This is a genomic window from Marininema halotolerans (genome assembly GCF_900116235.1).
GTDB lineage: Bacteria > Bacillota > Bacilli > Thermoactinomycetales > DSM-45169 > Marininema > Marininema halotolerans.
Map to the genome: position 1 here is coordinate 123,336 of NZ_FPAA01000008.1, position 15,476 is coordinate 138,811.

The 15,476-nt window shown below is 45.1% G+C and carries 18 protein-coding genes and 1 pseudogene; 5 read left to right on the plus strand and 14 right to left on the minus strand.

Translation table 11 applies throughout. The annotated features are described in order from the left end of the window. Positions 1-109 precede the first annotated feature (109 nt). Entirely contained in the window at positions 110-1,447 is a 1,338-nt protein-coding gene (locus CHX35_RS11610; RefSeq protein ID WP_091837647.1) for a sialidase family protein, read from the plus strand. 58 nt (positions 1,448-1,505) lie between these two features. Here CHX35_RS11610 and CHX35_RS11615 read toward each other — a convergent pair whose 3' ends face one another. The 6 genes from CHX35_RS11615 to CHX35_RS11640 form a co-directional block, all read right to left on the minus strand. After that, the gene (locus CHX35_RS11615; protein ID WP_091837648.1) at positions 1,506-1,928 is read right to left on the minus strand and encodes a hypothetical protein; all 423 of its coding nucleotides are present in this window, start codon (positions 1,926-1,928) and stop codon (positions 1,506-1,508) included. Between the two features lie 32 nt (positions 1,929-1,960). Further along, a complete protein-coding gene (gene floA, locus CHX35_RS11620) occupies positions 1,961-2,932 on the minus strand; it encodes a flotillin-like protein FloA (RefSeq protein ID WP_091837649.1) in 972 nt (323 codons plus the stop codon). 65 nt (positions 2,933-2,997) lie between these two features. Beyond that, positions 2,998-3,879, minus strand: coding sequence for an NfeD family protein (locus CHX35_RS11625; RefSeq protein WP_091837650.1), 882 nt, complete (start codon positions 3,877-3,879; stop codon positions 2,998-3,000). 126 nt (positions 3,880-4,005) lie between these two features. Beyond that, a complete protein-coding gene (locus CHX35_RS11630; protein ID WP_091837651.1) occupies positions 4,006-4,449 on the minus strand; it encodes a GatB/YqeY domain-containing protein in 444 nt (147 codons plus the stop codon). A gap of 17 nt (positions 4,450-4,466) precedes the next feature. After that, positions 4,467-4,637: a 30S ribosomal protein S21 gene (rpsU, locus tag CHX35_RS11635; protein ID WP_091735240.1), complete on the minus strand. Its 171-nt coding sequence runs from the start codon at positions 4,635-4,637 to the stop codon at positions 4,467-4,469. Between the two features lie 216 nt (positions 4,638-4,853). Then, the gene (locus CHX35_RS11640) at positions 4,854-5,198 is read right to left on the minus strand and encodes a histidine triad nucleotide-binding protein (RefSeq protein ID WP_091837653.1); all 345 of its coding nucleotides are present in this window, start codon (positions 5,196-5,198) and stop codon (positions 4,854-4,856) included. A gap of 120 nt (positions 5,199-5,318) precedes the next feature. Between CHX35_RS11640 and CHX35_RS11645 the strand changes: the two genes are divergently transcribed. The 3 genes from CHX35_RS11645 (at position 5,319) to CHX35_RS11655 (ending at position 7,122) form a co-directional block, all read left to right on the plus strand. Continuing rightward, the gene (locus CHX35_RS11645; RefSeq protein WP_091837654.1) at positions 5,319-5,606 is read left to right on the plus strand and encodes a hypothetical protein; all 288 of its coding nucleotides are present in this window, start codon (positions 5,319-5,321) and stop codon (positions 5,604-5,606) included. A gap of 74 nt (positions 5,607-5,680) precedes the next feature. Continuing rightward, a complete protein-coding gene (locus CHX35_RS11650; RefSeq protein WP_091837656.1) occupies positions 5,681-6,661 on the plus strand; it encodes a Na/Pi cotransporter family protein in 981 nt (326 codons plus the stop codon). Between the two features lie 200 nt (positions 6,662-6,861). Beyond that, positions 6,862-7,122, plus strand: coding sequence for a hypothetical protein (locus CHX35_RS11655; RefSeq protein ID WP_091837657.1), 261 nt, complete (start codon positions 6,862-6,864; stop codon positions 7,120-7,122). Between the two features lie 106 nt (positions 7,123-7,228). On the opposite strand, the gene deoC is transcribed toward CHX35_RS11655, so the two are convergent. The 3 genes and pseudogenes from deoC to CHX35_RS11670 all read right to left on the minus strand — a co-directional run bounded on the left by deoC (position 7,229) and on the right by CHX35_RS11670 (position 9,297). Further along, a complete protein-coding gene (gene deoC / locus CHX35_RS17890; protein WP_245838782.1) occupies positions 7,229-7,900 on the minus strand; it encodes a deoxyribose-phosphate aldolase in 672 nt (223 codons plus the stop codon). A gap of 99 nt (positions 7,901-7,999) precedes the next feature. Beyond that, positions 8,000-8,347, minus strand: a pseudogene (locus CHX35_RS17895) (NUDIX hydrolase); the annotation flags it as partial. Positions 8,348-8,868: 521 nt separating this feature from the next. Continuing rightward, positions 8,869-9,297 (minus strand): hypothetical protein, encoded by a 429-nt coding sequence (locus CHX35_RS11670; protein WP_091837663.1) that lies wholly within the window; start codon positions 9,295-9,297, stop codon positions 8,869-8,871. Between the two features lie 211 nt (positions 9,298-9,508). Here CHX35_RS11670 and CHX35_RS11675 point away from each other — a divergent pair, with 211 nt between their 5' ends. After that, positions 9,509-10,741, plus strand: coding sequence for an MFS transporter (locus tag CHX35_RS11675; protein ID WP_091837664.1), 1,233 nt, complete (start codon positions 9,509-9,511; stop codon positions 10,739-10,741). 133 nt (positions 10,742-10,874) lie between these two features. Here CHX35_RS11675 and CHX35_RS11680 read toward each other — a convergent pair whose 3' ends face one another. The 5 genes from CHX35_RS11680 to prmA all read right to left on the minus strand — a co-directional run bounded on the left by CHX35_RS11680 (position 10,875) and on the right by prmA (position 15,427). Next, a complete protein-coding gene (locus CHX35_RS11680) occupies positions 10,875-11,681 on the minus strand; it encodes an AAC(3) family N-acetyltransferase (protein WP_091837666.1) in 807 nt (268 codons plus the stop codon). Between the two features lie 27 nt (positions 11,682-11,708). After that, positions 11,709-12,212, minus strand: a complete 504-nt coding sequence (locus tag CHX35_RS11685; protein WP_091837668.1) for a hypothetical protein — start codon at positions 12,210-12,212, stop codon at positions 11,709-11,711. 162 nt (positions 12,213-12,374) lie between these two features. After that, positions 12,375-13,721 (minus strand): tRNA (N(6)-L-threonylcarbamoyladenosine(37)-C(2))-methylthiotransferase MtaB, encoded by a 1,347-nt coding sequence (gene mtaB, locus CHX35_RS11690; protein WP_091837669.1) that lies wholly within the window; start codon positions 13,719-13,721, stop codon positions 12,375-12,377. Continuing rightward, the gene (locus tag CHX35_RS11695) at positions 13,718-14,473 is read right to left on the minus strand and encodes a 16S rRNA (uracil(1498)-N(3))-methyltransferase (protein WP_091837671.1); all 756 of its coding nucleotides are present in this window, start codon (positions 14,471-14,473) and stop codon (positions 13,718-13,720) included. The genes mtaB and CHX35_RS11695 overlap by 4 nt, the downstream gene beginning before the upstream one ends. A 21-nt stretch (positions 14,474-14,494) precedes the next feature. Beyond that, entirely contained in the window at positions 14,495-15,427 is a 933-nt protein-coding gene (gene prmA, locus CHX35_RS11700) for a 50S ribosomal protein L11 methyltransferase (protein WP_091837673.1), read from the minus strand. Positions 15,428-15,476 lie beyond the last annotated feature (49 nt).

Genomic DNA, 15,476 nt, shown 5'->3' on the forward strand with positions numbered 1-15,476 from the left:
AATTTGGAATTATATGTTCATTGACGGGAGTGAAAAATATGATATGTGCTCATTAAAACGTCTTTCTGGCAAAAGCCCATTTCCCACTTGTATAAACAAAGGAGAAGGCGTGCGATACCTCAATGCAGCTGTTGAACCCTACGCCGCTGTCAATCCTACCACCCTTCATAACAAAGGCAAAGAAAATATCATTAGTGCTTGGCAACAGGATCGCTATTCGAATGGCGGGGCAAGTGGATTTGTAGCAGGAGTCTCCTTTGATGGCGGGAAGAGTTGGGATCTCTCCTCACTACCCTTTAATCGTTGTGTATCAGGCGGACTTCCTTACGACAGGGTAACGGATCCATGGATTTCCTTTGCACCTGACGGAACCGCCTATCTATCTGCACTTTTAATTAATAAAGTGAACAATACCAACTCAGCAATCGCAGCAATGACCTCTAAAAATGGAGGGAGATCCTGGTCGAAGCCCGTAATCGCTAAAGCAGATCTGGGACCTTCTGTTTTAAATGATAAAGAAACCATCACAGCAGACCCCATCCATTCAAATATCGCCTACATGGTTTGGACGCGCTTTAAGTTTTTCCCTAATAATCAAATCAGCAATCCGACATGGTTTGCTAAGACAACCGATGGGGGTCAAACTTGGCGGTCAAAAATCATTTTCCGTCCGGGACTCGATAATAATACGGTGGGAAGTATCATTGTTGCCAATCCAAAAAACGGGATTTTGCATCATTTTTTCATTTTAGTCATCAACAAAAATGGGAATAAGACCAGTTTTATTCTGATGCAAACTTCCAAGGATCAAGGAGAAACTTGGTCAAAAGCTCGGGTGGTTACACCAATTGTCCTCCCTGAAACCATCGCGGGTGGCACCGGTCAGGATTTAGTTGGCGCATTTTCATATCTCTCGGTTGATATCCGGTCAAGTATTACCGTCACATTTTCCCCCGTCATCAATCCAAAAACCGGAACTTTGTATATCACCTGGGAAGATGCTCGGTTTTCTGATGGTCAGATCACAGAGGTCGCTTCTTCCTTTTCAACCGATGGGGGTCAAACTTGGAGTAAACCAACACGTGTCAATCGTTCAACAGGGAAGCCCGCTTTTCAACCGACGATTGGATTAAATGATCGGGGGATCGTTGGGATTAGCTATTATCAATTTACCAATCAAGCACCCACCAATTCTCTACCGGTTCACTATTTATTTAAGGCATCGTACAACGGTGGAAAGAGTTACACCAACCCCGCGATCACCATTACTCGCCCATTTAACATGTTAACAGCCCCCTTTGTAAGTGGCGGTTTTTTTGTCGGGGACTACCAAGGGATGGTTACAATTCGAGATACCTTTTATCCTTTCTTCACAAAAGTCAATTCGAAGAGAGAAACCGATCGAACCAACATCTTTGTCAGCCGCATTCGCCTTCCCAAAAGGTGAAAAGAAAGAACCCTACCCATTCACTTGTGATGAAGTGATTAGGCAGGGTTCTTATCAATTACCTAGGCAATCGTTTTCCTCTTCGACGCGCTAGCGGCGGATCTAAAATTTCCTTTAAAACGATGGCTTGCTTTAATCCCTTGGGAGTCAGGTTTTGTGTAAGATCTCGCGAAGGTCTTCTTTTTGTACGACGAGTTGAGGTCGCCATGTTATTACGCGGTTTATGAAGCTGGGATCGACTCTCCTGCGAATATTCCCGTTCGGATAGCGGAGTGGATCCTTGCTGTCCAAAGGGATCTTCATTCGAAGGTTGCCCTTGCATCATTGAGGCTGGCTTTTTACGTCGATTCATTCGCTTTCGTTGTTGTTTGGCTCTTTCGTCTTCACCACTAGAAGCCAATTTTATAATGAGTCGCAACACATAAAAGACCCCGATAACAAACACAAACCCAAATTTCGATATGACATCGAAGATATCCACACTGACACCTCCTACTGCTTCAGAAAAAAAACTTATGCTTCCTCATCATCGGACTGTGAGATGGATTTTCGCATATCGGTGTCAGCCACTACATTTTGCATATTGTAATAATCCATTACACCTAACTTACCATCCCGGAGTGCTTGAGCCATTGCCATCGGCACCTCGGCTTCCGCCTCGACCACTTTAGCACGCATCTCTTCCACCCGAGCACGCATCTCTTGTTCCTTAGCTACAGCCATCGCACGACGTTCCTCCGCTTTCGCCTGTGCAATATTCTTATCAGCTTCTGCCTGATCCATCTGGAGGGTTGCACCAATATTTTTCCCTACATCCACATCCGCAATATCGATGGATAAGATTTCAAAGGCCGTGCCTGAATCCAATCCTTTGTTTAAGACGGTGTTGGAGATCAAATCGGGATTCTCAAGAACTTCTTTATGACTACTCGCGGAACCATTGGTTGTAACAATCCCTTCACCCACACGAGCGATGATTGTCTCTTCACCTGCACCCCCGACAAGGCGCTCAATATTGGCACGCACCGTGACACGAGCTATGACTTTTACTTCAATACCATCTTTCGCCACAGCAGAAACGACAGGCGTTTCAATCACTTTTGGATTTACACTCATTTGTACAGCTTCTAGCACATCACGACCTGCAAGATCAATCGCCGCCGCCCGTTCAAACATCAAATCAATGTCTGCACGCTGCGCTGCAATCAGTGCATCGACAACGCGGTTCACATTCCCTCCAGCCAGATAATGGGTTTCAAGCTGTTCAATATTCACTTCGAGACCAGCTTTACGTGCTTTAATCAACGGATTGACAATCCCCGCTGGGGTAATCCGTCGCAGGCGCATCCCAATCAAGGTAGTTAAACCAACATATACACCCGATGCCATAGCAGAGATCCATAACATCACGGGAACAAAGGTAAACAGGATCGATAACACAATGACCCCAACAACAATGAGTAAAATTAAGCCAACAGGAAACATAGAAGCAACAAACCCCTTTCATGGTTAAATTAAACGTCATGATTGTTCAGTTTACAAACGGTGGATCACGACTTATTCTCCGCGGAATCCAATTCATTGGGAAGTGCCGGGCGAACAATCACACGCATTCCTTCAACACCGGTTACCACCACGGGCACTCCACTTTCGATAAATCCACCTTCACTTACGACATCCTGGCGCAGACCGTCAATTTCAACGGTTCCTGCAGGACGTAACGGCGTAAGGGCTTTCCCATGTCGCCCTTTTAACTGCGCACGACCTTTTTGAGAAACATAACCGGTTTCATTTTTTTGGGAAGAGAAAAGAACAAAACGCTTCCAATTTTTGCGAATGCCAAAGATTTTGATAGCGCCTGCCAATATCATCCCACCCACCACCATAGCGATAAGCAGTGAGATTAAACCAATCGTGGGATCTTGGGTCGCATATATCACAGAAGCTGCAAAGGAAATGAAGCCTAACATCCCAAAAATTCCACCGGGTACAACTAATTCAATCAGCATCAAGACCAAACCAACAATCACAAAAAGCAATGTTTCCATGCCTGCGAAGCCGGCGATATAGTTTCCAAAAAAATAAAAGAAAAAAGCAAGAAGACCAATACCACCGGCTACTCCAAAACCAGGTGTCAAGATTTCAATAGCAACACCGGCAAGGCCAATAATCAGCAATATTGTTACAACAAAGGGATTGGTTAGCACCTCACCGATCTGCTCAGCCAAGGATGGACTTACAATTTCAGATTTTTTTTGAGCAGTCATCATATGGAGTGATTGCTCTTGTCCAGTTGCTCCTTGTTCCATTGAAGTGATATGACTGGGTGGCTCAGCAGCTTGTGCCATACCCAGCGGAAACAATATCCACACCATCCCCATCAGGATCACAACACTCATTAGAACAGTGCGTAATCCAACCCTTGCATTCATAAACTCACCCCCCTTATTGATATACGAATCAGAAAGTAATGAGTTTCATCTTTGGGAAGTTTTTTCCGCATCCAATTAAAAAACACAGCGCCATCAAAGATGTGCGCTGTGAGTAGGGGCAGAAGTCTATTGCAATGACTCCTGAACCAAGCGATTCACTGTTTTCCCATCCGCGCGACCTTTCACTTGAGGCATAAGAAGTGTCATCACTTTCTTCATGTCTGCCTTCGAAGTAGCACCGATCTGTTCAACCGCTTCTTGGACCATCTTCCTAAGCTCATCTTCAGAGAGTGGTGCAGGAAGATAATCCTTTAGAATTGCGATCTCCATCTGAACTTTTTCAACGAGATCTTCGCGTCCTGCCTGTTGAAATTCGGCAAGGGAGTCTTGTTGTTGCTTATACTCCTTTACCACAACAGAAAGAGCTTCATCTTCATTCAACGGACGTCTTAATTCGATCTCTTCGTTTTTGACAGACGATCGAAGCCGGCGAATAACAGTTAATCTGTCTTTTTCTTTATTTTTCATTGCGGCTTTCATATCTAGGGTTAACCGCTCATTCAAAGTCACTGGCTCTGGCACCTCGCTCATTTGCGTTTACGGGCAGCGTCAGACTTTTTCTTACGTTTGATACTGGGCTTTTCATAGAACTTGCGCTTCTTCAGTTCCCGCATCGTACCATCTTTGGCTGTAGCCTTTTTGAAACGGCGCAGCGCTTTATCCAGCGTTTCGTTTTTGCGAACGTGAATTTCCGCCATCTTGATCCCTCCCTCCGCGGGCTGTAGGTGCCCGGGGCTATAAAACCGCCGGGGAGAACACCCTCCAGCGATAAATAAAGCGAAGGGGTTGGCCCCATTTAGGGGGACACGCGCTTCGCGTACACTACTTATCATATCTGACCAACTGTTTCAGACATGAAAGCAAACCCATCGATCATTATACAATACCCCCGAAAGATGTGTCAAAAGGAACTGTTAACCGGGAGGCCATGTCAAGCTTCTTCCACCCAAAAGATGAAAATGGATGTGATGTACTGTTTGTCCACCTTCATCGCCACAATTGTTAACAATACGGTACCCTCGTTCAGCAAGACCTTCATCCACAGCTAATCGATTCATCACTGAAAAAATACGCCCCAATAATTCGCTATCTTCCTCGCCGACCTGTTGAATAGAGGGAATATGTTGATTGGGAATAACCAATAGATGTACCGGTGCTTGTGCATGAATATCCTTAAAAGCGGTTACCAATTCATCCTCGTATACTTTCTCTGCTGGAATGCTACCCTCAATGATTCCACAAAAAATACAATCCGCCATCATGATTTCCCCCTTTCCGAATATCGAATGGGAATATTATATCAAATGCTTACTGAACCTTCATCACCTTTTGGGCGCAACTTGCATAACCTGCTGACAAAAAGAAAAGGGGTCATATTCATGAATAAGCATTCCAATACGACAGAAAACAAACTGCGACGTTTGATTCAACGAATGGTTCAAGAGGAATTGGATCAACGATTCAAGGAGGGTTTTTCTTTCGATCAAAAGCCTTCTCAACAAGTTCAACATCCACCACCAGGTCGAAAAGAACGTCCTGCACCCCCTTGGGCCATCTTTGGATCCCCACAACCCGATCCTGACACTGCGTCAATCAAACAGCCTCTGCAAACAAATGTCAGCACTGAACCGCCTCCCTATGTTCCCCATCAGATCACGAATCGTTAATTGCTAAACAACCCTTCGTCATGCCTGTCCTGTGTTTGCATATACATGGGAGAAGGTATGAGGAGGGCTGTCCGATGAAAGAGATCATCATCCCCTTCGCTACGGGATTAGCAATCTTTTTATTTGGGATGCAATTAATTCGATATGGGCTAGAATCCTTGGCCGCCAATCGATTACGTGAACTCTTGCTCCGTTTTACACGGACCCCCAGTCGCAGCTTTGCTACAGGGTTGATCGCAACCGCGCTTCTCCAAAGCAGTAGTGCCGTCACTGTCATTACCATTGGCTTTGTCAATGCAGGGTTAATGAATTTTGCTCAAACCGTGGGAATTATTCTTGGAACCAACATCGGTACCACTGTCACCACAGAAATACTCGCATTAAAAGTCGAGGACTTTGCCGTCCCGTTGATCATCTTGGGTGGTGCGCTGTATTTAATGCCTTGGAAGCGAATTACCCACATCGGGATGGCCATCGGTGGATTTGGTTGTATCTTTTTGGGGATGGAAGCCATGCAATGGATAGCAACCCCCTTAAAAACACGTGGCTGGATTACCTGGCTCCTCGATCATTCAGGAAACGATATTATCGTCGGTGTCCTAGTAGGGATGTTTATTACAGCCATCATACAAAGTGGCGGGGCTGTGATCGCTATCACCATGGGTTTTTTCGCCACAGGGATCATCCCCCTTCCCTTTGCCATCGCTGTCGTATTAGGGAGCAATGCAGGTACGTGTGTCACTGGCTTTCTCGCATCCATCGGCTCCAGTCGCGGGGCAAAACAGGTTGCTGTGGCACATTTAGTTCTCAATCTAGGAGGGATCTTACTCTTTCTCCCCCTCGTGCCATGGATGGTGAATTTAGCCCCCTCGTTATCCGAGCATCCTGCTTCACAGGTCGCCCATATTCAAACCTTATATAATGTGATCTGCTCATTACTTGTGCTCCCATTTGCAAGTCAGTTTGCATCTTGGATTACAAAATTATTGCCGGATCGCACCGTGATCGCGTGGTCAGCATTCCCTCGTCATAAAAAACGAAATAGCATAAAATAATATGAGAAATTTTTCACATTAAAAAACTCTCCAAGGACGATTGAGAACATCTTAACCGATGCTCTCTTTTTTACTGTCTTTCTCTTGGTGGGATATGAACTGAAGAGAGTTTTAAAAAATGAACAATTATGAATTCTGGATTCATGGTGATATCTTGTTATTAGAAAGAGCAAGGGAGAATGGCATAGGAGATGATATAAATGAAATATTACCTGGTGGAATTCCCAGATACGGACCAAGAAATCGATAAAAAACTGAAGGAGATCAAACAGACAGGTAAGAAGTGGTATATCGGTGAACAACCAGATAGCTATGTGGATGTTGCTTTTAACGACGAAGTAATCCATGAAGCTAACGAAGTTAGTGAGAGTTGGGTTTTTATCATTGAAGACAACGTATACATTGAAGCTTCCAGCCTCATTGAAATGAGAGAGGGTTTAAAGAGCGTCTTTTGTAGATAAAATCGCCTCATATCCCCAGGTTTTAGCCAAGGGGTATGAGGCGCATACATCAGCACTCCCATCAGTTATCCGACGGAGGTGTGTATAACGATGGTTTAGAAAACGGTCAATATCCTTCACTACCCTGCTTTCCACTCACGATTGCAACGCTGGAACTTGCTCCAATGCGATTGGCTCCGGCTTGCACCATTTTCTCGGCTCCTGCTAAATCACGAACCCCGCCTGAAGCCTTCACACCCATTTCCTCCCCAACGGTCTTACGCATCAGTCGCACGGCCTCCTCGGTCGCCCCTCCATAACCAAATCCTGTTGAGGTTTTCACAAAGTGAGCACCTGCTGCCTTTGCCTTTTCAGATGCCACACGAATCTCATCCGCATTAAGAAGACCAATTTCAAGAATGACTTTTACGAGTACACCGTCTGCCGCTTTCACTACGGTAGTAATATCTTCACGCACCAAATCAAGATCCCCAGATTTGAGCGCTCCGATATTCATCACCATATCAATCTCCCTCGCACCATTCTTAATCGCCTCTTTTGTTTCAAAGGCCTTGGTTTCCGAGGTAGTCGCTCCCAGTGGGAAACCAACAACCGTACATACTTTTACACCGGTTCCCTTTAACTTCTCAGCCGCTCGAGCTACCCAGGAAGGGTTGACACATACCGAGGCAAAATGATGTTCCCCAGCCTCGTCACACAACCGATCAATCTGATCCGAAGTCGCCTCGGGTTTTAATAGCGTGTGGTCGATCATCGATGCCAATTCCTGTCCGTTCATATTGCCATGATCCCCTTTCACAATCTCCTGCAAGCCAAGCTCGATATACGCCTGTGCTAGGACACTATCGTTATTATCATATCCTTCTTTACTTTGCTTTTGCCATGCAGCCTCAGGTGACATCCACGCTGCACCCGTTATCTCGGATAACTGGGGAGTCACTTCCCCATCATTCGCTTCCACTAAGAAATAGTGAACTTCCTTTGCGATATCCCCATGTTGTGGGTGAAAGTAACGATACCGAATCGTTTCTAAGCGATGACGAATGCTTCCTCGAACTCCTGTCTCCTCTAAAATCTCACGGAGGGCGGTTTCTTCATCCGTTTCGCCTGCTTCTTTTTTCCCCTTTGGTAATGTCCAACGGGAATATCGATCTTCAATCAGTAAAATCTCTAATTCTCCTTTTGGTTGACGGTAAACAACCCCGCCGGCGGAAATCTCTTGCAACCTGTTTCACTCCTTCCATCCTGGTTCGTAATCAAAACAGGATTTCTACCCTGCTTGATTTTAGCATATTCCACTCGATTTTTTGTTGATGGGGAAAAAGCAATAATTAGCATCCTCTGTTTTCTATATCCGATCACTTTTATACATTACCCTTACGAAAAGGAACCTATCAAAAACCTTTATCCTTTTGGTAAGCGATGAGTTACAAAAAAACAATGGGTATATCTCTTCTCTTATCCTATCATTTTCTAGACTCATCAGCAGCAAAAGGCCAAAGCCATGCTGATTATCCAAAGATTCCATCGATAACATTCGCCATAATCCCCATTGAATAAGGTCAAAAGATGGTACCCTGATTTTTTTGATCATGGTCGACAATCACTCATCACATCAGCACCATTGGTTATGTAAAAAGGAAATGAAAAATGGAATTCTTCACTTCCCCAATTTCTAACAAACAGACCATACGATTTTAAATAAAACTAGGAACGATACTCCCAACGATTTTTGATGCTTTTCCTTTAAGTCCTTGTGGTTGTTCTGGAGTAAACGACTGTTACTTGAAGGTCAAGAGATCTTCCGTATACAATGGCACTGCCTGATTCAGCTAAGCGTTGCTTCGCAGTTACTCCTTTCTGTCTAGAAAAAGGACCCGTTCGGTTAATGGCAAGAACAAGCGTTTCTCCTGCCGTTAATACGCGGCGAATCACCCGCTTTGCGTTCACTTGTTTTTTCTGCGTGGTCACCCCTACAGGTGTTGCTGGCAGTATCTGAACCATGACAGGAATAGGACGACTACTGGGATTATTTATACTTAACCCCGTATGATAATCCCCCCGCCCAAGAACGCCTTCACTCCCTGCGATTAATCCTGTCGTGTAGGGCACAGACCATGCGACCCTACCTTCAGCCAGCGGTTTCGCATTGACACTCTGTACAGCAATCGTCATTCTCCACCATTCCCTTCTATCTTTGCCACACAATCTATTACATTCCATCCATAATCAAAGTGACAGGGTCGATACACAGTAGGAGTATAAAAGGGCGAACCGGCTAGGTTACGTGTGTCATCACTTGATTGTTTTTATTTCTTATATAATAATAATTTAAGTACAATAATGTTTTTTCTATTAAATTAATTAATTCAATAAGGAGGAAACCATGAAGAATAAAAACATCCAACTTTTATTGTTTTGTCGTATCCTTACAAATTTCATGGATAGCTTCTATGTGTTTGCTACCATCTGGTATGTAAAAGAAGTTACAGATTCACCTATTTATATAGGAATCGTAGGATTTGTTACCGCTGTCCCTACCTTCTTGCAACTGTTTTTTGGACCGTTCATTGATAATGCCCCTAAAAAATTTTTGTTGTTACTTTCCATGGGCGTTCAGGGGGTCATTTTTCTAATCCTTGCCATTCTTTATGATGTTGGGTCATTGCCTATTTTTCTTCTTCTCTTTTTGATCTTTTGCGCAACCCTCTTTGCCGAACTTAGTTATCCCACAGAAAATGCCCTTGTGCCTGATTTAGTAGAAGAGCGGGATCTCCCTCAAATTAATTCAATTTTTACTTTTACCTATAGTGGAATCAATTTAATTGCCGCAGGTGCTTCTGGAATTATCATCGCGCTAGTCGACATTGGAACCATCTTTCGTATCAACGCAGGGGTATTTTTACTCTCGTTTCTTCTCCTACGTCTCTTTCTTCGTTTGCCCTTCATAGAGAATTGGAAGAAATCAACCGATGTAACTTCGTTCTTTTCTAACTATAAAAAAGAGCTTGTACAAGGTTTCACTTATGTTCGCAGCTTACATACGTTAAAGAGATTACTTGGCATCTTTATTCTCGTAAACCTATTGGTTTGCATTTCACTGGGGTTATTACCGATCTTATCAACATCTCCACAAGCTTATGGTTATTGGTCAGCCGCCATCTCTGCTGGGACGTTAACAGGCGGACTTCTGTCCTCTCTTCTATCTCGTTTCCGCTTAAGAACGGCTTTGGTATGGTTATACGCCATTGCAGGAGGATGTTGGATAGGATCGGTTTTGTTGTCCAATCATATTTTCTTATTATCCCTGATTTTCTTTAGCATCGCGTGGGCTGCGATCGGTGCTTCGGGTGTCATTCTTCAGACGACGCTGCAAGTCAACCTATCTCCTGAATTTCGAGGGCGGGGTCTTACCCTCGTAATGGCAATACTCGGTTCAGTTACGCCCATCGGTTTATTCTCGGCGGGAATACTCGCCACCCTACTCTCCCCTATCATATTAATGACCCTCTCTGGCATCTCACTGATTTTTGTTGCAGTCTACTATGCAGTCAATCCTATCTTTAATAAATTGACAACGATGGATCAGCCTTTTGAACATGGCTATCTTGAGGCGTAGGAAAATAGTTCATGGAAAAGCCGTGATATGCACGCAACTTGCCACGCTTAAGAACCACTCCTTCCACCTGGATGAAAGGAGTGGTTCTTTTATTAATGAAAAAGATAAGAAGATGGATTACTCCAAATGATCCTTACTTATGGTGGTCCCTCAACCAACCTTCAGCATAATCCACAGCCTTCCGTTGTGAAAAAAGCCGTGCTTTCCCGGAACCCACGCTTCCCTTGTGCACGGTACAATCCCGTTCAAAATCCCTTCCCAATTCAACAAATAAATCCGTTTGATGATCCAAATCAGTGTACGTCTTCCATACCCGTTGTTCGTTTTCGAGTACCGGTGCTCCTTCCTCCATTTGTACGGCACAGCCCACTCGATACTCCGCGAGATGGAAGGAGGTATTGGTATCATACCCTGTACCCAAAAACAACACCTGTGCATCGTTTTGATAGAGGCTAGCTAATGGAGACGCCTCCCCCATCGAATAATCGATGGAATGATGGGCAACGATACGATCCGCATCGCTTCCCCAAGCCGTGAAGGATACCTTTGGATGAGCACTCCTTATCGCTCCTGGCCAAGTTCGAAAGATTTCAGCCACCTGTCCCATCCCTTGCGTTGGTGTTGTTCTTGGATCGTAGGGAGGCATTTCGGAACGAATGATTGGGTGCCATTCCTTCGGTACAGGAGGCGCTTCCCAGTGAACGGGATCTGACAATGTTGGGGACTGTGTCGGCATAACGATGGTACCCATTGGGGTAATAACGTCCATCAATGCTTGAATGACCGCCACTGCTCCGCCACATACCCAACCAAGGGAAGAGAGAGAAGTATGTACCATCACACAATTTCCGGCTCTCAGCCCTAAATCCCGTAGATCTTTTCCCAAAGTAGAACGGGTAATGGGTAGCGTGGTATTCTGTACAAGTTGTTGTTCATCCACGTTTTCCATCTCCTTTTTACCCACAGCTTAGCCCTGCTTCATCTCGGATACCATTGCCTCAATACTGCATTGTGGAGAACAGTATTCCGTAATCGTTCCTTCCTGTTCATCAACAATCTCCTCCATTCCCAGTTCCCGCCGAGCTGGATCATCTGGATGAAACTGAAATTCGCAGAATGTGCACACCTTTAAGGGCCGACTTTCACCCATCATATAAACAAGCGACTCTAGATTTTCTCCCTCGAGGTGAAAGTGTTCAATGGCGTGATGGATAAAAAGTTGACCGGTTTCGAAAAATGTGACGTCTTCCTGTACATACCGTTCTTCATGCCAAAAGGCAAAGGACCCATCGGATAAATGCGTTAAATAATACCCCTCTCCAAGGACAAGGGACGATTGCTTTAATGCTTCGTATGTACGAAAACGTAATTCCAGCGCTAAGTTTTCCATTAATTCATGATCCACTTCGTTTAAAAGCGTGCTCCAATCAATTTGATCCAGTGCATCTTCCCATTCATCGCCTGTACTCATCAAAAGAAACTCCCTTCCTTCAATCATGCATGAAACGCGAAAAAAGAAATACAGAAGCACACTTATTATAGAACAATCATTCGATCTTCGACAAATTTCACTTTTCTTCAAATAAAAAAAGAGCCACCCGATACGGGTAACTCTGTAACATCCTATCTTTGTTTAACCTGCCTTTGATTCGGATGGAGCATCCTCCATCGTCCTCACAAAGGTGCCAAAACAATACTCGGATCCCGGCTTATCAATTCTAACTCGACACACCTTACCTACTAACTCTTCAGAGGCCGGGAAAACGACTTGAAGATAGTTATCCGTGTAGCCCATATAAAGCCCACTATCAGGATCCTCTTTCCATGGGCGTTCTGGGATGACATCCAATACTTCTCCAACATTATCCGAGGAATACTTTAAAGAAAGGCGATTAGAAAGGGCGATAAGACGTTGTACTCGCTCTTGTTTTACATCGGCATCGACTTGATCGGGCATCCGTGCCGCAGGTGTCCCTGTCCGCGTCGAGTAGGGGAAAACATGCAACTCAGAGAACCCTAACTCTTCAATTAGACGATACCCGTTCTCAAACTGCTCTTCCGTTTCCCCAGGAAAACCAACAATCACATCGGAAGTAATCGCTACGCCAGGCATCGCTTGATGAAGATAATGAATTTTTTCCCGATATTCATCGACCGTATAGCGCCGACGCATCCGTTTGAGCACTTCATCGTCCCCAGCTTGAAGGGGGATGTGAAGGTGACGGCACATTTTATCCGACTTGTTTAATACTTCGATCACCCGATCATCAATTTGACTGGCTTCAATGGAGCTAATCCGAATCCTTGTTAATCCTTCAAGTTTATCCAAATCCCATAGAAGGTCGGCTAATTTGTAGTCCTCAAGGTCCTCTCCGTATCCACCTGTATGAATCCCAGTGAGTACAATTTCCTTATAACCCGCAGCAATCAACTGCTTCGCTTGCTGCAAAACGCTGTCAGGTTGACGACTACGTAGAAGACCCCTTGCCCACGGAATGATACAAAAGGTACAAAAGTTATTACAGCCCTCTTGGATTTTCAGGGAAGCTCGTGTCCGTTCCGAAAAGGTAGGGACATCTAACTCTTCAAATTGCCTTGTTTTCATGATGTTTTTCACTGCATTGATCGGTTCACGAGAAGCGCGGTGTTCTTCAATATAATCAAGGAGTTTATCGCGCCCTTGGGTACCGACAACCACATCGACTCCTGGAATATCCAGAATTTCTGCTGGAGAGGTTTGGGCATAGCAACCCGTTACCGCTACCACCGCTTCTGGATTGGTACGAACGGCTCGCCTGATCATCTGCCGACTTTTCCGATCTCCTGTATTGGTCACCGTACAGGTATTGATCACATAAACATCTGCCTGTGCTTCAAAATCAACTTTTTCATAACCTTGCCGTTGAAACAGTTGCCACATGGCTTCTGTCTCATAGGCGTTCACTTTACAACCGAGTGTATGGAATGCCACCGTACTCACAGTGGCTCACCCCCTAACTCTCCATAAGTGTATTGAATACAAGATAATACTGCCAAGGGCGCTGTTTCTGCTCTCAGAATCCGCGGCCCCAAATGTAAAAGCGCTGCACCCTGGTTGACAGCTTCCTCAGCCTCATGCTCTGTAAATCCACCTTCTGGACCAACAATCACCAAAAAACGCTTCGCTTCTTTCTCCGCTAACAACGAGCCAAGCGCCTTTCCACCCTTCTCGTAGGCAAAAAGGATTCGATCAAAGGATGAAAATTGCGCAAGGCATTGGCGCCAGGTTGTCAACGCGTTCACCTTAGGAATTCGTCCACGTCGCGATTGTTCAGCGGCTTCCTTTACAATGCGTTCCCAACGTTCCCGCCGTTTCCCAGCTTTTTTTTCATCCAATTTAACCACGGTTCGTGCGGATGTGAAAGGGATAAAGGCATACGCGCCGAGTTCCGTTCCCTTTTGCAAAACCCAGTCCACCTTGTCGCCCTTTGGCAAGGAGAAGGCAATTGTGATTTCCACCTGATTAGGTTCTCCCGTAGAAGAAAAGGATTCGAGAATACGGCATTGGACTTCTGACCCACTGATTTGTTCGATTCGAACACGATAGTCCATCCCAGCACCATCACAACAGAGAATGGTGTCTGTGACTTCTAATCGCATCACGTTCTTAATATGATGAACGTCATCACCCGTCAATGTGATTGACTGAGTAACTTCGTCAATTTGATTGGTTTTGATAAAGTATCGTTGCATAAACACACCCCTACCATCCTATCACGATCGAGCGGCGATTGCTACCCAGTCCCCTTCTTGCAATCGTTCCACTACCTGATAACCCGCATCAACGAGCGCTTGTACAACTTGCTCTTCTTTTTGCTGAATAATACCCGAAGCGATAAAGGTCCCACCTTGCTTCAATACCCGTGGCAAATCTGGAACGAATCGTAGGATAATCTCAGCCAAAATATTGGCAACTACCACATCCACGGTTCGTTCCACCCCATTTAACAGGTCATTTTGCTTCACACGAACCTGGTTCTCAGAATGATTCAGGGCGACATTGGCCTTTGCCTGCTCCACTGCAACGGGGTCTAAATCTAAGGCGAGTACCTCTGTTGCTCCTAGTTTAGCAGCAGCGACTGCCAGGATTCCACTCCCACACCCCACATCGACGACCGATGTTCCGGTAGATACTTCATTTTCCAATAATTTCATACTGAGTGTCGTAGTTGGATGGGTTCCGGTTCCAAAGGCCATCCCTGGATCTAATTCGATAATCTGTTCTCCTGGTGACGACGTGTAATCTTCCCAAACGGGTTTTACCGTCAATCTTTTGGTCACACGGACGGGTTTATAGTAGACCTTCCAGGCATTCGCCCAGGATTCTTCACTCATCGTCTGTGTCACAATGGTTACCGGTCCTGGATCTAGGCCAAACTCCTTTAATCCTTGTGCCTTCATCTCGATTCTCTTCAGTAATGCCTCGTCGTAAATGGCTTCAGAAAAATAACCGGCTAACCAGATGCCTTTATCGGGGTAGTCTTCCTCTGCTAAAGCAAACATTTCACCAAAAGGTGTGTCCCAATCGGTGTCTAATACAGCCGAATCCCATGTAGCGGTTCCCCCGGCACCTTCACTCAAAAGGAAATCAGCAACGGCTTCCTCCGCTTCTTGGCTGGTGTGCACCCGTACCTCAATCCAATTCATTCTCATTCCCTCCCTTGGACAAAAAAAGAACGGGCACAATGCCCGTACA